The 20,630-nt window shown below is 62.5% G+C and carries 19 protein-coding genes and 1 pseudogene; 10 read left to right on the top strand and 10 right to left on the bottom strand.

Annotated elements, in window-relative coordinates; translation table 11 throughout:
* The first annotated feature begins 22 nt into the window (after positions 1 to 22).
* The gene (locus ACP15P_RS03935; protein WP_424927190.1) at positions 23 to 904 is read left to right on the top strand and encodes a DMT family transporter; all 882 of its coding nucleotides are present in this window, start codon (positions 23 to 25) and stop codon (positions 902 to 904) included.
* 60 nt (positions 905 to 964) lie between these two features.
* The gene (locus ACP15P_RS03930; RefSeq protein ID WP_424927189.1) at positions 965 to 1,138 is read left to right on the top strand and encodes a YdcH family protein; all 174 of its coding nucleotides are present in this window, start codon (positions 965 to 967) and stop codon (positions 1,136 to 1,138) included.
* 135 nt (positions 1,139 to 1,273) lie between these two features.
* Here ACP15P_RS03930 and ACP15P_RS03925 read toward each other — a convergent pair whose 3' ends face one another.
* A complete protein-coding gene (locus tag ACP15P_RS03925) occupies positions 1,274 to 2,026 on the bottom strand; it encodes an alpha/beta hydrolase (protein ID WP_424927188.1) in 753 nt (250 codons plus the stop codon).
* 131 nt (positions 2,027 to 2,157) lie between these two features.
* Here ACP15P_RS03925 and thrS point away from each other — a divergent pair, with 131 nt between their 5' ends.
* Together thrS and ACP15P_RS03915 are read left to right on the top strand one after the other, a co-directional pair.
* Positions 2,158 to 4,128 carry a threonine--tRNA ligase gene (gene thrS / locus ACP15P_RS03920; protein WP_424927298.1) on the top strand — a complete coding sequence of 657 codons (1,971 nt, stop codon included), beginning with the start codon at positions 2,158 to 2,160 and terminating at the stop codon, positions 4,126 to 4,128.
* A 172-nt stretch (positions 4,129 to 4,300) separates the two neighbouring features.
* A pseudogene (locus ACP15P_RS03915) lies at positions 4,301 to 6,675 on the top strand (bifunctional diguanylate cyclase/phosphodiesterase).
* 87 nt (positions 6,676 to 6,762) lie between these two features.
* Here ACP15P_RS03915 and gltS read toward each other — a convergent pair.
* From gltS to ACP15P_RS03890, 5 genes are all read right to left on the bottom strand, one after another.
* A complete protein-coding gene (gene gltS, locus ACP15P_RS03910) occupies positions 6,763 to 7,968 on the bottom strand; it encodes a sodium/glutamate symporter (protein ID WP_424927187.1) in 1,206 nt (401 codons plus the stop codon).
* A gap of 43 nt (positions 7,969 to 8,011) precedes the next feature.
* Entirely contained in the window at positions 8,012 to 8,635 is a 624-nt protein-coding gene (locus ACP15P_RS03905; RefSeq protein WP_424927186.1) for a thiamine phosphate synthase, read from the bottom strand.
* A gap of 9 nt (positions 8,636 to 8,644) precedes the next feature.
* Complete coding sequence (gene eno / locus ACP15P_RS03900; RefSeq protein ID WP_424927185.1) at positions 8,645 to 9,922, bottom strand: phosphopyruvate hydratase; 1,278 nt, start codon at positions 9,920 to 9,922, stop codon at positions 8,645 to 8,647.
* 200 nt (positions 9,923 to 10,122) lie between these two features.
* Positions 10,123 to 10,563, bottom strand: a complete 441-nt coding sequence (locus ACP15P_RS03895; protein WP_424927184.1) for a response regulator — start codon at positions 10,561 to 10,563, stop codon at positions 10,123 to 10,125.
* Positions 10,564 to 10,783: 220 nt separating this feature from the next.
* Complete coding sequence (locus ACP15P_RS03890) at positions 10,784 to 11,833, bottom strand: zinc ABC transporter substrate-binding protein (protein ID WP_424927183.1); 1,050 nt, start codon at positions 11,831 to 11,833, stop codon at positions 10,784 to 10,786.
* 79 nt (positions 11,834 to 11,912) lie between these two features.
* Between ACP15P_RS03890 and ACP15P_RS03885 the strand changes: the two genes are divergently transcribed.
* The 3 genes from ACP15P_RS03885 to ACP15P_RS03875 are packed head-to-tail and all read left to right on the top strand — an operon-like array spanning position 11,913 to position 13,965.
* A complete protein-coding gene (locus tag ACP15P_RS03885; protein ID WP_424927182.1) occupies positions 11,913 to 12,428 on the top strand; it encodes a Fur family transcriptional regulator in 516 nt (171 codons plus the stop codon).
* Positions 12,425 to 13,165: an ATP-binding cassette domain-containing protein gene (locus ACP15P_RS03880; RefSeq protein WP_424927181.1), complete on the top strand. Its 741-nt coding sequence runs from the start codon at positions 12,425 to 12,427 to the stop codon at positions 13,163 to 13,165. Before ACP15P_RS03885 ends, ACP15P_RS03880 begins: the two co-directional genes overlap by 4 nt.
* Positions 13,162 to 13,965, top strand: a complete 804-nt coding sequence (locus ACP15P_RS03875; protein ID WP_424927180.1) for a metal ABC transporter permease — start codon at positions 13,162 to 13,164, stop codon at positions 13,963 to 13,965. Before ACP15P_RS03880 ends, ACP15P_RS03875 begins: the two co-directional genes overlap by 4 nt.
* Before the next feature lie 20 nt (positions 13,966 to 13,985).
* Here the strand turns inward: ACP15P_RS03875 and ACP15P_RS03870 are convergent, their stop codons facing one another.
* Positions 13,986 to 14,198, bottom strand: a complete 213-nt coding sequence (locus ACP15P_RS03870; RefSeq protein ID WP_424927179.1) for a hypothetical protein — start codon at positions 14,196 to 14,198, stop codon at positions 13,986 to 13,988.
* Positions 14,199 to 14,341: 143 nt separating this feature from the next.
* On the opposite strand from ACP15P_RS03870, the gene ACP15P_RS03865 reads away from it, so the two are divergent.
* Positions 14,342 to 15,178: a universal stress protein gene (locus ACP15P_RS03865; protein WP_424927178.1), complete on the top strand. Its 837-nt coding sequence runs from the start codon at positions 14,342 to 14,344 to the stop codon at positions 15,176 to 15,178.
* A 26-nt stretch (positions 15,179 to 15,204) separates the two neighbouring features.
* Here the strand turns inward: ACP15P_RS03865 and ACP15P_RS03860 are convergent, their stop codons facing one another.
* Together ACP15P_RS03860 and ACP15P_RS03855 are read right to left on the bottom strand one after the other, a co-directional pair.
* The gene (locus tag ACP15P_RS03860; RefSeq protein WP_424927177.1) at positions 15,205 to 15,828 is read right to left on the bottom strand and encodes a hypothetical protein; all 624 of its coding nucleotides are present in this window, start codon (positions 15,826 to 15,828) and stop codon (positions 15,205 to 15,207) included.
* A 68-nt stretch (positions 15,829 to 15,896) separates the two neighbouring features.
* Positions 15,897 to 17,123: an ROK family protein gene (locus ACP15P_RS03855; protein ID WP_424927176.1), complete on the bottom strand. Its 1,227-nt coding sequence runs from the start codon at positions 17,121 to 17,123 to the stop codon at positions 15,897 to 15,899.
* A gap of 176 nt (positions 17,124 to 17,299) precedes the next feature.
* Here ACP15P_RS03855 and ACP15P_RS03850 point away from each other — a divergent pair, with 176 nt between their 5' ends.
* Complete coding sequence (locus tag ACP15P_RS03850; RefSeq protein ID WP_424927175.1) at positions 17,300 to 17,929, top strand: nucleoside triphosphate hydrolase; 630 nt, start codon at positions 17,300 to 17,302, stop codon at positions 17,927 to 17,929.
* An 814-nt stretch (positions 17,930 to 18,743) separates the two neighbouring features.
* Here ACP15P_RS03850 and ACP15P_RS03845 read toward each other — a convergent pair.
* Entirely contained in the window at positions 18,744 to 19,493 is a 750-nt protein-coding gene (locus ACP15P_RS03845) for an SDR family NAD(P)-dependent oxidoreductase (RefSeq protein ID WP_424927174.1), read from the bottom strand.
* Between the two features lie 184 nt (positions 19,494 to 19,677).
* Here ACP15P_RS03845 and ACP15P_RS03840 point away from each other — a divergent pair, with 184 nt between their 5' ends.
* Positions 19,678 to 20,589, top strand: a complete 912-nt coding sequence (locus ACP15P_RS03840) for an AAA family ATPase (protein WP_424927173.1) — start codon at positions 19,678 to 19,680, stop codon at positions 20,587 to 20,589.
* Positions 20,590 to 20,630: the final 41 nt, after the last annotated feature.

Here is a 20,630-nt window from a genome sequence, read left to right as displayed (position 1 = left end):
GATCAACAAAGGGAGTATCGCCGTGCAGTCCGGAATTTGTTTTCTCATCCTCGCAATGCTGTTCACACCTGCAGTTGATGGTGCGGCCAAAACACTTTCCGCCGACGTCTCCCCAATGATGATCGCCTTTATTCGCTACCTGATGGCGGGCCTGATCGCTCTGGCCATTGCCAACATGACGGGCCGCAAGATCAGCATCCCGCGCAATGACCGCATCGGCCAGGTCGCCCGCACCGCCCTGATCATGAGCGCCATGACCGCCCTGATCGCAGCCCTTGGCATGGTCCCCATGGCCAAGGCCGTTGGCGGCTTCCTGATCGCCCCCATCGTCTCGGGCCTGCTCGGCGTCATCGTCTGGCGCGAACAGCTCACCGCCCCGCGTCTCGTTGGCTCGCTCATCAGCTTCGCCGGAGCCGCACTTCTGCTGCGCCCCGAGGCCGGTCTCGAGGCCGGTTGTCTCTTCTCGCTTCTGGGCGGGGCGCTGCTCGGCACCTACCTCGCCGCCACCCGTGGCGCCACCACCCAGACCGACGCCTTGTCCACCCTCGCGGTCCAGTCGCTGCTTGGCTCAATGATGCTTCTGCCCTTCGCCATCTCGGGTGGTCTGCCCGCTCTGTCCATGGGTCTGCTCTTTGGTGCGCTCACCCTTGGCGGCGTCTCCGCAATCTGCCATTTTCTGACCGTCGCCGCCTACCAGCGGGCCGACGCCTCGGCTCTCGCGCCCTTCCTGTATTTCAATCTTCTGACTGCCGTGGCGGTGGGATATTTCTGGTTCGGTGAGACACTCGCCCCGTCCGCGCTGCTCGGGGTGACGGCCATCGCGCTCGGCGGGATGACGACACTGATCACTCCAGGGATGACTCTACCGGCAATTGTTCGCAAATGGTCACCAAGAGTTGCGTGACAAGTCAAAAAATCCGTGCTTAACTCCATGTGTCGTAAAAGTGCTACATGGAGGAACCATATGACTATGACTTCTCACCTGTCCGAGCTTCGCAAGAAGCACAGGGTTCTTTCCGAAACCATTGAACGCGAACAGAGGCATCCGGCCTCAGACGACCTCACCATCAAACGAATGAAACTCCAGAAACTTCAGCTGAAACAGGAAATCGAAAAGCTGGCGGAAGCCACGGCCTGACACTGACTCCCTTCTGAAGAAAACAGGACCGGCCCGCGCGCCTTGCGGAGCCGGTCCATTTATTTTTGCGACTGGCTTTCCCGCGATGTCCGTTCCCGCCGACATCGACGCCAGATCGAACATTTCCCAGACATATCAGCCCGATAGCGCGCTAATCTCGGCCACTTTCTCCAGTATCATGGCGAGGCAGGCATCGGTACTGAACCGGTGATCCGCACCCTTCACCAAGGTCAGTTGCAGGTCCTCGCACGCCGCGTGATCCACGATCCGAAGCGCAACCGACAGGTCCACATCCGTGTCATCCGTCCCGTGCAGAAGCCGAACCGGATACGCCAGGGGCAGGGGCTCCCGCAGCACCAGGTTGTTCCGCCCCTCCTCGATGAAGTGCTTCGTGATGACATAGGGCTCGTCGGAATAGTCCGATGGAACCTCCACCCGACCGGCGTCAATGAGCTGTTTTTTCTGTTCCGGGCTGAACCACGCCCACATGGAATCCTCCGTGAAATCCGGCGCAGCCGCGATTCCGACAATACCCGCTATACGTGTGGAAAGGCGCTTCGACATCAGGAGCGACATCCACCCGCCCATGCTGGACCCCACCAGGATCTGCGGCCCCTCGGTCAGCGTCGAGATCGCCTGAAACGCGTCCTCGGCCCATTCCCCGATGCAGCCTTCCTCGAACGTGCCCGACGACGCGCCATGCCCGCTGTAGTCAAAGCGCAAAAACGCCTGGCCCCGCGCGGTGATCTCCCGCTCCAGGAACTCCGCTTTCGTGCCGGTCATGTCCGACCGCAGCCCGCCAAGAAACACTACGCCTGGCCCGCTTCCGGGGCTCCGGCGATACGCAATCCGCCGACCCTGCGGCGTGTCAAAATAACTGTTTTCCATACCCGTTCGATACCAGCGGGAAACCGGCGCGGCAACGTGCTTGACACATGCGCAAACGGGTATAAACGGGGGGCATCCAGGAACCGGGCGTTTGGTGGGCGCCAAAGCATGGGAGATATGCGATGAACGACATGAGTGCAGCCGCGAATGAGGTTGTGATAACGCTGCCCGACGGGGCACAGCGAAACTACCCCCAGGGCGTCACCGGAGCGGACATCGCCGCAGGCATTTCCAAATCCCTCGCAAAATCCGCACTTGCCGTGAAAATCGACGGCAAACTCTCCGACCTTTCCCAGCCCATCGAGGCCGACGCCTCACTCGCCATAGTCACCTCAAAGGACGACGAGGCGCTTGAGCTGTTCCGCCACGACTGCGCCCATATCATGGCCCGCGCCGTGCAGGAGCTCTGGCCCGACGTGCAGGTCACCATCGGGCCGGTCATCGACAACGGCTGGTACTACGATTTCGACCGCAAGGACCCCTTCACGCCCGAGGATCTCGAGAAAATCGAGGCCCGCATGAAGCAGATTATCGCGGCCAAGGACGGCGTCCGCACCGAAATCTGGCCCCGTGAGAAGGCCATCGCCCATTACGAGGCGCTGAACGAGCCTTACAAGGTTGAACTCGTGGGCATGATCCCCGAGGGCGAACCGGTGCGCATGTACTGGCATGGCGACTGGCAGGATCTCTGCCGCGGCCCGCATCTAGCCCATACCGGCCAGGTCCCCGGCGACGCATTCAAGCTCATGTCCATCGCCGGTGCCTACTGGCGCGGTGACTCGTCCCGTCCAATGCTCCAGCGCATCTACGGCGTCGGCTTCCGCAACCGCCAGGATCTCAAGGCCCACCTGACGATGCTGGAGGAGGCCGCGAAACGCGACCACCGCAAACTCGCCCGCGAAATGGACCTCTTCCACATGCAGGAGGAAGCTCCGGGCCAGATCTTCTGGCACCCCAACGGCTGGAACATCTACACCATCCTTCAAGACTACATGCGCCGCAAACAGCGCGCCGACGGCTATGTGGAGGTCAACACCCCCCAGGTCGTGAACCGCAAACTGTGGGAGGCCTCCGGCCACTGGGACAACTACCAGGAGCACATGTTCATCGTCGAGGTCGACGAGGAGCACGCGCGGGAAAAGGCGATCAACGCACTCAAGCCCATGAACTGCCCCTGCCACGTCCAGGTGTTCAACCACGGTTTGAAATCCTACCGCGACCTGCCGCTGCGCATGGCCGAATTCGGCTCCTGCAACCGCTACGAGCCCTCCGGCGCCCTGCACGGCATCATGCGCGTGCGCGGCTTCACCCAGGACGACGCGCACATCTTCTGCACCGAGGACCAGATCGAGGAGGAAACCGCGAAGTTCATTTCCTTCCTCGCGGGCATCTACGCAGACCTGGAATTCAACGACTGGACCATCAAGCTCTCCACCCGGCCGGAAAAACGCATCGGCTCCGAGGAAAGCTGGGACCGGGTCGAGGCCGCACTCGGCAACGCCTGCCGCGCCGCCGGGTATGACTACGAAATCCAGGAAGGCGAGGGCGCGTTCTACGGCCCCAAATTGGAGTTCACCCTGACCGACGCCATCGGCCGTGAGTGGCAGTGCGGCACCTTACAGGTGGACCCCAACCTGCCGGAGCGTCTTGACGCCACCTATATCGGTCAGGACGGTGAAAAACACCGCCCCATCATGCTCCACCGAGCCGTGCTGGGCAGCTTTGAGCGTTTCATCGGCATCTTGATCGAACAGCACGCCGGTAAATTCCCGCTCTGGCTCGCCCCGCGCCAGGTCGTGGTCGCACCCATCGTGTCCGACGCCAATGAGTATGCCGAGGAAATTCTCGCCAAACTCACCGCCGCAGGCCTCCGCGCCGAGGCCGACCTGCGCAACGAGAAGATCAACTACAAGGTCCGTGAGCACTCCATGGCCAAGGTGCCGGTCATCCTCGCCGTCGGCATGCGCGAGGTTGAGGAAAAAACCGTCTCCGTGCGCCGCCTCGGTGAAAAACAGTCGAAGGTGGTCTCCCTGGACGAGATCCTGGAAAGCCTTGGCGATGAGGCCACGCCACCCGATCTGGCCGCGGCGAAACAGGCCTGACAGGACCCTGATGACGGCGGGAGCGGCACCGGTCCGCTCCCAATAATACGAAAATCGTACACATTTTGCCGGTCTCAAAAATGCGCTAAATCGCCGCCGTTAACACTTTGGGCGGAATTGCCCCCTAACGCTGCTCCCTGCATTTGGGGCGGCTGAAGTGGGGGCCAGAAACATGCTGCGACTGGTTTCGTGTATTGCGTACGACCATGATCTGACACTGGTCGGGCTGGCGGCTCTGATCTGTTCGCTCGGCGCGCTGGTCTCCACGCATCTGCTGGGCAAGACCATGACCATCCGCTCCAACGCGCGCTTTGCCTGGGGATTCATCGGTGCCATTGCCGGCGGCTCGACCATCTGGTGTACGCATTTCGTGGCCATGCTCGCCTATCAGCCCGGCATCCCCATCACCTACGAATTCGGCCCCACCTTCGCCTCGCTCATGGTCGGCATCGTCGGCTGCGGCATTTCCTTTGCGGTGGTTGGCGAGAACATCCGCCACGCGGCCAAAATCGGTGGCGCCATCTTCGGCCTCAGCGTCTCGGCCATGCACTACACCGGCATGATGGCCTTCGCGACCCACGCCATTTTCACCTGGGAAGTTCCATATCTCATCGCTTCCGTCATTCTCGCGATCTCCATCAGTATCTGCGCTTTCGAGAGCATCCGGCTGTGGTCGGGTACCAAAGCCCTGATCGGCGGCACCGGTTTTCTCGTGCTCGCAATCGTCATGCTGCATTTCACCGGCATGACCGCAATCGCCATCAACCCCTACGCCTATTTCCCCGCCGACTACACCGACGACGCCGCCCGCAGCATGATCGCTGTCGCCGTGGCGGGTGTTGCCCTCCTGGTGCTCGGTACCGGCGCGGTCAGCTATTTCCTCGACGGTCAGGCCCGCTCCTATGCCGCCATCCGCCTGCGCCACCTGGCCGAAAGCGCGGTGGACGGCATGGTCGTCGTCCGCGACGAAACCGTGGTGGAGGCCAACACCGAATTCCTGCGCATGACCGGTGCTGCCTCGCGGGACGTCGTCGGCAAACACGTCTCGAAGTTCCTTAGGGAACATGACAGCCACCCACGAAACAAACTCGTCCGCGCCGAGGTCCGCACACTGGAGGGTGCACTGATCCAGGTGGAACTGACCATCCGCACTGAAACGGTCACGGATGACGACCACCCGCTGACAATCTACGCCCTCCGCGACATCAGCCAGCGACTGGAACACGAAAAACGCATCTCGTTTCTCGCCCAGTTCGACAGCCTCACCGGCCTGCGCAACCGCACGTCATTTCTCGAGCAGACCGCGAACATCCTCGACTGGAACCGGGGCAGGGCGCAGTACGCCGTGATGGCCATCGACCTCAACCGCTTCAAGGAGGTCAACGACACCCACGGCCACGCCGCCGGCGACCGCGTGCTGTCCGAGACCGGAGACCGCCTCAAGACCCTGCTGAACGGCAGCCAGATGGCCGCCCGTATCGGCGGCGACGAGTTCGTCATCTTCTCCGAGATCCAAAACCGGGAAGACGCGGTTCAGTTCGCCGAACGCCTCGAGGAAATGTTCTCCCGCGAAATCGACCACGAGGGCATCGCACTTCAGTGTGGCGCCAGCATCGGCGTGGCCCTGGCCCCGGCGGATGGCAACGACATCACCACGCTTCTGAACAACGCCGATCTTGCCATGTACCGCGCCAAATCCTCGGAAACCGCCCATATCTGTCTCTACGACAAATCCATGGACGACACCGTTCGCGCTCACCGTCGAATGATTGAGGAACTCCGCCACGCCATTGAAAACGATGAACTGGAACTGCACTACCAGGTTCAGATGAACGTGACCCACGAGGAAATCGCGGGCTACGAGGCGCTGGTGCGCTGGAACCACCCCGAGCGCGGCCTCATCCCCCCAACCAGTTCATTCCGCTGGCTGAGCAGACCGGTTTAATCGTTAAACTTGGCGAATGGGTCCTCCGTACCGCCTGTCAGGAAGCCGCCAGCTGGACCACCGGAACACCCGTCTCGGTCAACGTCTCCCCGGCCCAGCTCGTCGATCCGAACTTCAGCGAGATGCTGCTCGACATTCTCTGGATGTCCCGGCTCGAACCCGGCCGTCTCGAGCTTGAGGTCACGGAAACCTGCTTCATTGCCGACCAGGCCAAAGCCATCGCCGTGCTCCAAAAGATCAGGAACGTGGGCGTGTCGGTCTCCATCGACGATTTCGGCACCGGCTATTCCTCACTCGCCATGCTCCAGGCCTTCCCGTTCGACAAGATCAAACTGGACAAGTCGCTGGTGGACACCATCGCGGAGAGCCAGACATCCAAGGGCGTGTTCCGCGCGGTTCTCTCCCTTGGCGACGCCCTGTCCGTGCCCATTCTGGCCGAGGGCGTGGAAAGCGCGGAACAGCTCGCATACCTGCGCTCGCAGGGCTGCAACCTGGTCCAGGGCTACTACTACGGCAAACCCGAACCCATTTGCGTCACCCGCGGCACCGGCCGGGGCCCCACGGAAACACCCGCATCCCCCGGCCTCAACAGGGCGGGCTGATCATAAAACATTCGAGTTGGCGACGCCCGGAAAACCCGGGCAGACGGCAGGGGAGAACCCCCTCCGTCCAAATAGAATACGGGTGACCTAAAGCCCCACAAAAAACCGAATGACAAACGCGTTCGCCAGGTCCACGAAAAACGCAGACACCAGCGGCAAAACCACAAACGCCAGCGGCGCCGCGCCATAGCGTTTGGTCACCGCCGACATGTTCGCAATCGCAGTTGGCGTCGCGCCCAGGGCAAACCCGGCGAACCCCGAACTCAGCACCGCCGCCTGGTAATCCCGCCCCGCCGTGCGGAACACCACAAACAGCGCGAAACACACGGTCATCGCCACCTGCATCGCCAGCACGCCGAGAATGGGTCCGCCCAGTTCCGCCAGCGTCCAGAGCTGCATGCTCATCAGCGACATCGCCAGAAAGATCGACAGGCTGAAATCCGAGATCACGGCCAGCGCCCGGCTGCCGGTCGGCCAGGAAATATGCGGGAAGACATACGGAACCGTATTCGACATCACGATCCCCACCAGCAGACACGGCACAAACAGAGGCAGCATAAGCCCCATCTGCGCGATCGCCTGATGGGCAAACCAGCCCAGCAAAATCGCCACATGCGCCGCCAGCGTCGCCCGCATCAGGCTGATATGGTTCACAACCTCCGCAGGCTCGCCCTTCTCCGGGAATTCCAGACCCACCACAGGCGGCGCGTCCCGGTCCCCTTCGAGCCCGTTCCGGTCGATCAGCGACTTCCCAATCGGCCCGCCAATCAGCGCCGCCAGCACTAGCCCCAGTGTCGCGGAGGCAATCCCAACCTCTTCCGCCGCCGCAAACCCGGTGATCGCCTCGATCTGCGGCCCCCAGGCAATCGCGGTCCCATGCCCCCCGATCAGCGCGGCCGACCCCAGAAGCACCGCAAGCGGCCGGTCCAGCCCAAACAGAAGCGTGCCCACCAAGCCAACTAGGTTCTGCAAAATCATGAAACCAATGGTCAGACACAACAGCACAACCAGCAGCCTGCCACCCTTAAAGAGGTCGGCAATCCGCGCATTGAGCCCAATCGTCGAGAAAAACAGCACCAGCAGGTAATCCCGCACCGAAAGGTCAAACACGATCCGCCGGTCGGTCAGCACATAGAAACCCCAGGTCACAAGGGCGACGGCAATGCCCCCGGAAACCGGTTCGGGAATGTTGTAATCCTTGAGAAACGCGACCTCGCGGGTCAGCAGGGCGCCGATGAAAAACACGACCATGCCAAGCGTGACCGCAATAAAGGCCGGAACCGTCATTTCCATTTCATGGCACCCCTGTCGTGACCGGGGCTGACGCCATGCGGCGTCACCCCAAATACGGTGCGTATTCCGTCATGGCCACGTCCGGGCCTTCAGGGTGCGACCACAGCTCCTCACCCAGAGCGATGAAGTCACAGATCGACGCCAGGTCCTGGGCCTGCTGCACCGAAATGCCGCCCTCGGCGACAACCGGCACCTCAATCATTTCCGACCACCAGGAAAACAGATCCATCGGCGCCAGTGTGCCATCCCCGAGGCTCGACGGCGACACGGGGCCGAAGCTCACGTAATCCGCGCCAATCTCGCCCGCGTTCATCCCGTCATGACGCGAGGCCTGGGCATAGGCGCCCACGATACTGTCCGAGGGCAGGGCCTTGCGCGCCGCCCGAACCTGTTTCGCCCCGTCCGGCAGATGCACCCCGTCCAGTCCCAGAGGCGTGACCATGCGGAAATGCCCCGTGATCACCAGCGGCACATCCCGCTCATGACAGATCGGGCGAAGCGTGTCGGCCATGCGCGACAGCTCGTCCTCCGTCTCGCCGGTATGGCCCATCCGCACGCAGGCAATGTCGTGATCGTCAAGGAGCCGCGCCAGAATATCGGGAAACTGCGCCAGCCGCGGATGGGTCGGCGCAATCAGATAGGGGCGCGGAGCGGCAGCGTCCGTCATGCAGTCAAATCAGCTCCGAAGAATCGAACGTCCGGCATAGATCGCGCTCTCGCCCAGATCCTCCTCAAGCCGGATCAGCTGGTTGTATTTCGCCAGACGGTCCGACCGAGACAGGGACCCCGTCTTGATCTGACCACAGTTCGTCGCAACCGCCAGGTCGGCAATTGTGGAGTCCTCAGTCTCGCCGGAGCGGTGCGACATGACGGCGGTGTAGCGCGCGTGATGCGCCATTTCCACGGCGGCCATGGTCTCGGTCAGGCTGCCGATCTGGTTGACCTTCACGAGGATGGAGTTGGCGATACCCTCCTCGATACCACGGACCAGACGCTCGGTATTGGTCACGAACAGATCGTCACCCACCAGCTGGCACCGGTCACCGATCTTGTCGGTCAGGGCCTTCCACCCCTCCCAGTCGTCCTCACCCATGCCGTCCTCAATCGAGATGATGGGGTAAGTGTCGACGAGCTTCGCCAGGTAATCCGCGTTTTCCCCGGACGACAGCTTCACGCCTTCGCCCTTCATGTCGTAAACGCCGTCTTTGTAATACTCGGTCGCCGCACAATCGAGCGCCAGGAACACATCGGAACCCGGCTTGTATCCGGCCTTCTCGATGCTCTTCATGATGAAGTCGAGTGCGGCATTGGTCGAGCTCAGGTTCGGCGCAAAGCCACCCTCATCACCCACGGCGGTGTTGTGACCGGCGGCGGACAGTTCCTTCTTGAGAGAGTGGAAAATTTCCGCGCCAATCCGGATCGCCTCGGACACGCTCTCCGCGCCGACGGGCATGACCATAAATTCCTGAATGTCGATGGGGTTGTCCGCGTGCTCGCCACCATTGATGATGTTCATCATCGGAACCGGCAGAACCCTGGCCGAAGTACCACCCACATAACGGTAGAGCGGCGTGCCGAGGCTCTGCGCCGCGGCCTTCGCCGCTGCCAGGCTCACGCCCAGGATCGCGTTCGCGCCAAGGTTGCCCTTGTTCTTGGTCCCGTCGAGCTCAATCATGGTGCGGTCGATCAGCGCCTGATCCATCGCGTCCACACCGTTCAGCGCGTCACAGATCGTTCCGTTCACGGCCTTCACCGCTTTCAGAACACCCTTGCCGCCAAACCGTTTTTTGTCTCCGTCGCGAAGCTCAACAGCCTCATGCGCACCCGTCGATGCCCCGGAGGGAACAGCCGCGCGGCCCATTGCGCCATCCTCGAGCAGAACATCAACCTCAACGGTTGGATTGCCCCGGCTGTCGAGAATTTCGCGCCCTACGATGTCAATGATTACCGACATGGATATACTTCCCCCGCGTTTCGGTCCGTCAACGTTATGCGCGAGGCTTAGAACAATAACTCTGCGGGGGGAAACGGAATCTGTCGCCCGAACGAAAACCGGGTACTCCGTTGTGGCAGGAAAATGACGGGTTTAGCCCCTAAACGGCGGCTTTTCGCCGTTTAACGCCTGTTCTCCCGCTCAACACACGCAGGAGGCGATCACGGCATCGCCCGTCGCTGCCGCAGCCCGGCAAGTCCATCCACCACGCGTTCCTCCTCGTCGAGGATCGCCTGCAGCTTCTCGGTTGTGATGGGTTTTTTGATGTTGGCGCCGACATTCATGTTTTTGGCCGTGGCGATCAGATTGGCCGCCCTGATCTGCGCCTCAACCCCGCCCGACATAAACCGCACGCGCAGCGGCCGGTCCTGATGGTGGATCCGGTCAATCACCTCAATCCCATCAAGTTCCGGCATCATGATATCAATCAGCAGCAGTGCCGGAGCGGTCCCGGCCATCACCGCATCCACAAGTTCATTGCCGTCCACGCAGGTCTCCACGGACCAGCCCTGTTCACGGCAAAACTCACCCATCATGGTCAGAAGCCCACGCTCGTCATCCGCGATAATAACGTGCGGCGTACTAAAAAAATCTCGCGCCATAATGCTGTCCGCTCCAAAAATCGATTTTCGCCGCACAGAATAAATGGCGCTGCTAAACAAAATCCTACGTTTTTGAAATAAATGTCGCGTTATTTGCTCCGGCCCTTTCGGACCATCCCGCAAACAAAAAGGCCCGAACCCCGCAGGGTCCGGACCACTCCGTCCTCACAAAAAAAAGGCGACCCGGCGGGGGGACAGCCAGGCCGCCCTGACAGGTCCCTCAGCTCTCGTCCGCAAGACAGCCGGCCAGGCCATCCGCAATACCGTTGAGCAGTTGCCCGTAAAGCTCCGGCCCCGGTTCCAGGTCAAATCCCACCGGATCCAGAACACCGGTCCGCAGCCCGCTGCCCTCACGCACGGTCTCAACCAGTTTGGCGTCAAACTGGGGCTCCGCGAAAATGCAGGTAACCTCACCGCTCTGCACCATTTCGCGCACCTCGGTCAGGCGCCCGGCACCGGGTTTCGACGCATCCGACGCGCTGAGCCAGCCCGCACTGTCGATGCCGAACCGGTCCTCAAAATAGCCATAGGCATCGTGGAACACGAGATATCCCGCGCCCCTGACCGGCTCGATTTTCGCCTCAATCTCCTGCGACAGGTCACTGATTTCAGACGTAAAAGCCTCAAGGTTGGCCGCATAGGCATCCGCATTGTCCGGGTCAATCTCCGACAGCGCATCCGCGACGGCCCGTCCGATTTCCAGACCGTTATCCGGGTTCAGCCAGATATGCGGGTCAACCGGTCCATGATCATGCCCGTGGTCGTCATGGCCATGATCATCATGCTCCGCCTCGGCATGTTCCTCATGATCATGGTCGTGATGCTCCTCCTCATGCTCATGGCCGTGGTCATGGTCGTGATCTTCATGCCCATGCTCCTCATGGTCATGATCGTGGTCGTCATCATGCCCGTGATCATGCGCCTCCTCATCGAACTCCAGCACCTCCATGTCCGGAACCGCCGTCAGAACAACAACTTTCGCGTCCTGGTTCAGGGATGAAATCGTATCGGCGAACCACGGAAACAGTTCCGGACCCACCTCAAATACCAGATCCGCATCCTGCAACGCGCCAGCGGTCGACGGCCTCAGGCTGTAGTCATGGGGGGAAACGCCCGGCGGCACCATCAGGTCCGGCTCGCCCACACCCTCCATGATGCGGGCCACAATGGAATGCACCGGAGCAATATCCGTCACCACCTTGGGAGCGGCCGCCGCCAGAGCGGGCAGGGAGGAAAACAACAGGGCGGAGAACAGTTTTACCGGTTTCATCAAAAATCCAGACAGACTTGTGTTTAGAACGGGAAGTTGCTAGGTACTTCCGGAGTCGAACTGTTATAACATTACAATTATGCCCGCAAGCCAAAAACCCGTCGCCCCAAAGGTCGACGCATTCCAGCCGCATGACCACCGCCGGTGCCGCGCCACCGCCATGGCCGAGGTGCGCGCGCGCTGCGAGCAGGAAAAGCTGCGCCTGACTCCAGCCCGGGAATCCGTCCTGAACGCCCTTCTGGAGACGCACCGCGCCATGACCGCCTACGAACTGCTGGACCGCCTGCGCGACGATGGCTTGCCCCATCAGCCCCCCGTGGCCTACCGCGCGCTCGACTTCCTCGTGGAACACGGCTTTGCCCACCGCATCGAAAGGCTGTCCGCCTTCGTGGCCTGCACCCACGGGTCGGACCACCACGCCGCGGCCTTCCTCGTCTGCCGCGGCTGCCGCACGGTCGCGGAGAGCAAACTGCCCGCGCCCATCCGCGGTATCGAGGAAACCATGTCCAGGGAATCCTTCACCGTCGAACGTCTGGTCGTCGAAGCCGAGGGTCTCTGCGCCGCCTGTGCCGAAGCCGGAACCGAAACCCCATGAACGCACCGCTTCTGAAAACCGACCGGATGGGCGTCACGCTCACCGGGAACCGCATCCTGTCCGACATCAATATCGACCTGCAACCCAATGAGATCGTGACGATTGTTGGGCCAAACGGCTCGGGAAAAACCACACTGCTGCGCCTGCTGATCGGCGCGCGCAAACCGACCGAGGGCACGATCACACGCGCCTCCAACCTGCGCATCGGATACGTGCCGCAGAAACTCACCATCGACCGCACCCTGCCGCTCTCCGTCGACCGCTTCCTGTCACTCGCCGACACCTCCAGGAAAGCCCGGTCGCACGCCCTCGAGCGCGTCAATCTGCCCGGACTGGAAAAACGCCAGATGTCGAGCCTCTCCGGCGGCCAGTTCCAGCGGGCGCTGCTTGCCCAGGCCCTCCTGCGCAAACCAAACCTTCTCGTCCTCGACGAAGCCGCCCAGGGCCTCGACCAGCCCGGAGAGGCCCGGTTCTACCAGTTGATCGGGGAACTCCGCGACGAGCTTGGCTGCTGCGTCCTGATGGTCAGCCACGACCTCCACGTGGTCATGGCCTCCAGCGACCGTGTGATCTGCCTCAATGGCCATGTCTGCTGCGAGGGTACGCCAACGGTTGTCTCCGCAACCCCCGAATACCGCGCACTTTTCGGCTACGGAACCGAGGGCGCCCTGGCGCTCTACCGTCACGACCACGACCATTCCCACCACCACGACCATGCCGGGGACCACCACCATTGAGCTTTCTGGATGACTTTCTTATCCGCGCCGTGATCGCGGGCATCGGTGTTGCCATGGCCGCAGGTCCCCTGGGGTGCTTCGTCGTCTGGCGCCGCATGGCCTATTTCGGGGACGCCACCTCCCACGCGGCCCTGCTGGGCGTGGTTCTGGCCCTCGCCGTCGAAATGCCCATCCTGCCCGGCGTCGCCATCGCGGCCGTGGCCATGGCCCTGACCGTGTCACTGGCCTCCGGCGAACGCTACGGCGCTGACACCATGCTCGGCGTCGCCGCCCACGCGGCCCTCGCCCTCGGCCTCGTGGCCCTCTCGCTCATGCCCAACGTGCGCGTCGACCTCTCCGGCTACCTCTTCGGCGATATCCTCTCCGTCAGCCGGGCGGACCTCGTCACCATCTGGGTCGGCGCAGCCATAATCGTGGGCATCCTGCTCTGGCGCTGGTCGCGCCTTCTGCTTGCGACATTGAACGAGGACCTGGCTGTATCCACCGGAGTTAACACGGATTTTGAGAAGATCGTCCTGACGGTTGCGCTGGCCCTTCTTGTTGCCGTGGCGCTCCAGGTCGTGGGCGCGCTGCTCATCACCGCCATGCTCATCATCCCGGCCGCCGCCGCCCGCGCGGTCACAGGCAGCCCCGAGGCCATGGCCCGTCTCGCCGTTCTCATCGGGATCCTCTCCGTCCTCGCGGGCCTTGAGGCGTCATACCACCTCGACACGCCCGCCGGCCCGTCCATCGTCACCGCGTCGGTCGTGGCTCTCGTGCTGACGTCGATGATTGGCGCAATCCGTGGCCGGAAAGCCTGACGCCGTCCGGCCCGGCGAATTTACTTCGGTTCCGGCACCACGCCATCGCGGATAAACCGCTCGTCGAGATACTTCTCCAGCCCCACCAGATCATCGGGCAGGGGCAGGCCCAGAGCCTGCATCTCCGCCAGCTTCTCACGCAGGCTTTCCTGCGCCTCGTGCATGTCCTCGGGCTGGTTCGTAATCTGGTCCAGCAGCATCGCCAGCTGGATCCTGAACTCCTCCATCGCCATCCCCACACCTCCTGGTCAAACATGGAAAGATTGCAGCAAGTTTAGGTCCATAGCACGCTTGCGGGCAAGGGGTGGTTGATATGGAACAAGGACATCCCGTTAAAATCATGTTAGATTCGGGTAAACGAACAAGGAGCAGCAACATGGGATTCAAAACCGTATTTTATCTCACGGGGATCGGGACCGGCAATGACGACGCGCTGCACGTCGCCCGCATCTGCCGTGACCTGGACGCCCACCTCATGGTCCTCGTGGCCGGCCTCTCCGTGCCGCCGCCGACGTCGCCCTATGGCGTGATCGGAAACGAACACTGGGCCGAGGAAATCAGCCAGGGCCAGCAGGAGGTCAAGGCTCGCGCCGACGAACTCAAGGCCGAGCTGTCCGACAAGGTCCCCGGCCTCGTGGTGGAGGCGCAGTTCGTCGACCGTGCAACCCTGCCCACGCTCGCAGCCCGTTTTGCCCGCTACGCCGACCTCACGCTCATTCCGCCCGCCCGCGACGAGACCTCCGTTTTCCACGGCTGCACCGTCGATGGCGCGCTGTTTGAATCCGGCCGTCCGGTCCTGCTGTTGCCCGGGGATGACACCGTCTTCCCCAACATCAAAAAGGTCATGGTCGCCTGGGACGCCAGCGTGGAGGCCTCCAAGGCCGTGCGCGACGGTATAGGCATCATGAAACGCGCGGAGGCAACCGACATCGTGCTGATCGACCCTGTACCCTCCTTCGACGGCCACGGCCCGGAACCCGGCTCGGATCTCGCCCGCTATCTCAACCGGCATGGCATCTCGGCCACCGTTCACTGCATCCCGCGACAGGGACGCGAAACCGGTGACGCGCTTCTCGCCACGGCCAGGGATCTCGGTTCGGAACTGATCATAATGGGCGGCTTCGGCCATTCCCGCCTGCGTCAGCGCATCTTCGGCGGCACCACAACCAACATGCTGAAAAACGCCGACCTGCCGATCTTCATGGCGCACTGACCGCCATCAAAAAGCGCCGTCCGGCTTCAGGCCGGGCGCCGCCGTCCGCGCAAAAACGCCACGGCCGCGCCAATCCCGGCCAGCGCACCGAACCCCGCGCCCGCATCAATTTCCGGCACTGCGCTCTCACGCAGTTCCATGCGCATCGCAGCACCCGCATCCGCCGCACTGGCATAGTCGAAATACGCCTCGTTGAAATACCCGTCATTGAGGTACACCCGGTACGTCTCCGGCGGGCTCAGAAACCCAGGCGTCGTGCCCGCGCCACACCCGGCCAGGTCACAGCCGAAAAAGCCCACGCCATCCGCTGAAAACGGCCCCGACAGCCCGTCGAACACCGCGCTTCGGCCATCCGCGCTGATCCAGCCGCTCACACCCGCATTCCATTCGGTAAAGGTGAAGGGCTCGAACCAGGCGGACCCGTCCACCTCAATCCGGCTCGCGGAAATATCCGCCGCCCCAAAACTCCCGCCCGGCGCAACACCGTCAATCTCGACACTGCCCGTGGCCCAGTAGGAGTGGTCCAGGTAATCTCCCGACCAGTCGAAATCGAACACCGCCGTCACTGCAGCCACCGGCCCCGCGGCAAACAGACCAAACCCCGCCAGGGCGGACACACGGACAAAACACGACAGAGAGGAAATACACACGGCAGAAAATCCCAATGATGGAGCCTCCCGCCGTTAAACCGGGTTTCCTTGAAGTGAGCGTTAACGGCCTACGACGCCTGCCGGCCACCGCTCACGGCCAGCGTCCCCGGATCAACCAGATACCGGTCAAAGAGGGGCAGGCTCGCCCCGCCAATCGCCCGCGCATCCGGCCCGACCGTACCGGTCCGCACCTCCGGCCGTTCGAACCCGCGCATGTCATACAGCTCAAGCTCGTCCCGGACCCGCGCCACCAGCCGGTCGCGCACCGGATCGGGCAGGGCACCATCCACCACAACCGTCCCAAGTTCCAGCACCGAGGCCGCCGCCACCACCGCCTGCGCAATCGCCGGTCCCGCCCCGTCAAGCCAGGCTTCCAGAACATCGCCCAGGCTCTCCCAGTCCCCCGACAGATCGTGCAGAAGCTCCACCGGCAGCCCCGCCGCCAGAACACGCCGCTCCAGCAAAATCAGCGACGCCCGGTCCAGTAGAGGCACCGTCCCGCCTTTCCCGTCACTCACCGGCAACGGCCAAAGCGCCGCCGCCTTGCCCGTCCGCCCGGTATGCAGCGCCCCGTTCAGAACAATCCCGCCGCCAATGAACGCCCCCACATGCACATGCAGAAAATCCATCAGCCCCTCAGGATTGCCAAAGGCCAGCTCCGCACCACAGGCCGCCGTCGCGTCATCCTGCACGTAAACGGGCAGGGCGGGAACGAGCGCCAGTTCCGCAGCAATATCTATATCCGCCCACCGCGCCAACTCCGCCTGATCCGCGCCAATCTCATCGGCCCATTCCCAGATGCGCGACGGCATCGCGAGCCCCAGCCCCGCCAGACGGTCCGCCTTCGGCCCCAGCATCGCGGCATATTCCGCCACCTGCGACCGCACGCGCCCGAAGCACTCCAGCGTTTTCGGGAAGTCATACCCGTGCGTCACCGAATGCCGCACGCCCCCCTCAAAATCCACCAGCATGATCTGAAGACTGCGCCGCCCGATCTTCACGCCCACGAAAAACGCGCCTTCGGGATTAATCGACATCGGCACCCGCGGCTGCCCGACCTTGCCTCGCTGCGGTTCACCGCGCAGCAGAAGGTCATCCGCTTCCAGCTGCCGCATGATCACCGACACCGTCTGCACCGACAGCCCGGTCATGCCCGCAATCGCGGACTTCGCCAGCGCCCGGTGCCGCCGCACCAGGGACAGAACGAGCCGTTCGTTAAACGCCCGCATGCCCGCCTGGTTGGTGCCGCGCTGCACTGGTGCCGTCGCCGTGGCGCCCGGTTCGTCTTCCGCCATACCGATTTCGTACTCCGGAGTTGTCCGTCACAGCGGCTTACCGTCAATCGCCCCTCCAGGACAAACGGTAATTCACACCACCTGACCAATTCCCCCGGCCTGACAGCCCCGCTCCGTTGACATCGTCGTCGCGATGGAAATGATCCTCAGCCTGCGCATCGGAGGAGGAACATGGCATGACCGGCGACGTGACCGCACTGGCAAGAGACGTGCTGGAAAAGGCCGGGGGCCGTGACCGGTTCATGGTCGCCATCGCCGGACCGCCCGCGGGCGGCAAATCAACCCTCTCCGAACAACTCTGGGCTGAACTGGAGCGTCTTGATCCCGGCTCTTCCACCCTCGTGCCCATGGACGGCTACCACTACGACGACGCGGTGCTCACCGCCTCCGGTGATCTGCCGCGCAAGGGCGCGCCCTGGACCTTTGATGCGCTCGGCTTCCTCGCCACGCTTGAACGCATCCGCGCCGCGCGGGACCCCGTCGCCGTGCCCGTTTTCGACCGGTCGCTGGAACTTGCGCGTGCCGGAGCCCGCATTGTTGCGCCCGATACGCGAATCATTCTCGTCGAAGGCAATTATCTGCTTTTGACAACCCCACCCTGGCACCGGCTTCGGCCGCTTTTCGACCACACCATCATGGTCTCCGCCCCGATGGAGGTGCTGGAGGCCCGGCTCATGGAGCGCTGGCTCGGTTTCGGTTTTGACCGCGAATCGGCCAAAACGAAAGCGGGCGATAACGATCTGCCAAATGCCGAAACCGTGCTGAGGGATTCGGCAAAAGCCGACGTGATCTGGACCAATTCGTGAATACCTGCGGCAAACGGCTTGGGCGGATTTTCGCCCATCCCGAAAAAATCGTTATTTTTCGGTAATCCTGTTGCAATTGTAACACAATGTGAGCGCCTGAATCATTGACCGACCCGGATTCCGGGTTGATCCGGCGCAATTCATCAACGATTAACCATACTGATCAGTGTTGAACCGCGTTTATCCAGGGGTGGGTAACGAGTACCGGCAAACAGTATTGCCGACCGTTCAGCGAGTGGGTTCAACAGGGATCACGTTCGCCCTTACCCGGGGGCGGAAGGAGCGGGCGGGTGTTCAGATTTTCTGAAACACCCGCCTCACAATTGGTGACCGTGACAACCGAATGTTGAGGGGTGGGGTGGTCATCAGGGCCCCGTGATCTAAGATCATGGGGCTATTAACCTTATTCCGGACGCGCCCTGCAATAGTCTTATTGGCTGTATTCCGCCAATGCCCGCGGCCCAAGCCCGGCGTTTTCCACCTCAAATGGTACGCATTTTCCATTTCTGACCAATTGGTTCGCGAAAAGGTTAACGATTTCATATGCCTACAGGGTCAAAATTTTTGAGCCATTTTTGGTTCCGCCGGAACGGACGCATAGGCAAATTTCCGCCGATACTCGCGCGACGATATCCAGCCCCCGTTTATCCACAGCAAACTGGTCAATTCGCAGGCAGAATCCCGCCTGGACTCGCCTGCATCCGAACTCCGCCTGCCGCATACGTCCAATGCGCCCGGACCACCCGAATCGTGATCCGTCCCAGGCGCGGGTAGCGGGATCCTTCGTCTCAAAACCACGGTCGCCCCGCCCGCGTCAGTACGTCGCGCGCCCGCCGGAGATATCAAACGTCGCGCCCGTGCTGAACGAGTTCTCCTCGCAGGCCAGCCACGCGACCAGCGACGCGATCTCCTCGACCTTCACAAACCGGCCCCGCGGGATTTTCGAGCGCATGTACTCAATAAACTCCTGGCTCAACTGATCCAGAATGCGCGTGTTCGCCGTCACCGGTGTGATGCAGTTCACCGCAATATCATTATCGGCCAGTTCCTTGCCCAACGATTTCGTCAGCGTGATCACCGCAGCCTTGGACGCCGAATAGGCGCTCGCCATCGGGTTGCCTTCCTTCCCGGCAATCGAGGCAATATTCACGATCCGCCCGTAATCCCGCTCGATCATGCCCGGCACAACCGTTCGAATGGTGTGCAGCGTGCCTTCCACATTCACCGCCTGAACCTGCTTCCAGGCGTCGAGCGGATATTCCCAGGTCTTCGCATTCGGCCCCGCGATCCCCGCACTGTTCACCAGCACGTCGATGGAGCGGAATTTCTCCTCCGTCGCTTTGGCCGCCGCCTCCACGCTGGCAATATCGGCGACATCCACAACCTCATGGGCCAGCATCGCCTGGTCCAGGTCCGCCACCCGCGGCTCCGGCGCATCCGGCTCAATGTCCCAGATAGACACCCGCGCCCCGGACCGGACCAGCAGTTCCACCACCGCGGCCCCGATCCCGTTCGCTCCGCCGGTCACCACCGCGTTCCGGCCACTAAAATCGTATTTGTTCATGCGTCGTTTTCCCGCTCCCTGAGTACCGGCGGGCATCAAAGCATGGCGGAGCGCGGCGCGGCAAGCGCAACCCGTCCGCGCCCGACCGCCCCCAAATGACGGGTTGATTTTCAATCCCCGAGCCTGTCCTTATGCGGTCTGTGCCCCGGGCCGCACCGGGTCGCGGGCATACGGAGGAGGGGACATGACCGAACTGCCACAATCCATAGACGCCACCGCCAAAATGCTGGCCGATGTGGGATACGTTGCCGGACGCGGCCTCTCGACCGTGGTTTTCCTCTCCCTCAAACTCGGAAGGCCCCTGTTCCTGGAAGGCGAGGCCGGAGTGGGCAAAACCGAGATCGCCAAGGCGCTCTCCCGTGCCCTCGGCCGTCGCCTGATCCGGCTCCAGTGCTACGAGGGTCTCGACGTCTCCGGCGCGGTCTACGAGTGGAACTTCCCCGCCCAGATGGTCGCCATCCGCACCGCCGAGGCCGCGGGCCAGACCGACCGGTCGCAGCTGAACTCCGAGCTTTTCTCAGAGGAATTCCTCATCCGCCGCCCCCTGCTGGAAGCCATGCAGGACCAGGACGGCGGCCCGCCCGTGCTGCTGATCGACGAGCTTGACCGCACCGACGAGCCCTTCGAGGCGTTCCTGCTCGAGGCCCTGTCCGACTTCCAGGTCACCATCCCCGAGCTCGGCACCGTCGCGGCGAAGGAGCCGCCCATTGTCATCATCACCTCCAACCGCACACGTGAGGTCCATGACGCGCTCAAACGCCGCTGTCTCTACCACTGGGTCGACTATCCCGGCTTCGACCGGGAACTGGCCATTCTCCTGGCCCGCGCCCCGGAAGCCACGGAAACCCTCAGCCGCGAGGTGGTGGCCTTCGTTCAGCGCCTGCGCGACGAGGATCTCTTCAAGCATCCCGGCGTGGCCGAGACCATCGACTGGGCCAAATGTCTCGTCGCCCTCGACGCGGTGCAGCTCTCGCCGCAGGTCATCGCCGACACGCTTGGCGCGGTGCTGAAATACCAGGACGACATCGCCAAAATGCAGTCGTCGGAGGTCAAACGCATCCTCGACGGCGTCCAGGCCGACCCGGCCGTGGCGTGATGCACGGTTTCGCAATTCCACACTTCGACGGTTGGACCCTT

It is taken from the genome of Amaricoccus tamworthensis (assembly GCF_049800875.1).
Lineage (GTDB): Bacteria > Pseudomonadota > Alphaproteobacteria > Rhodobacterales > Rhodobacteraceae > Amaricoccus > Amaricoccus tamworthensis.
The sequence above is the reverse complement of the archived record's forward strand: the minus strand, read 5'-3'. Positions and strand labels throughout refer to the sequence as shown.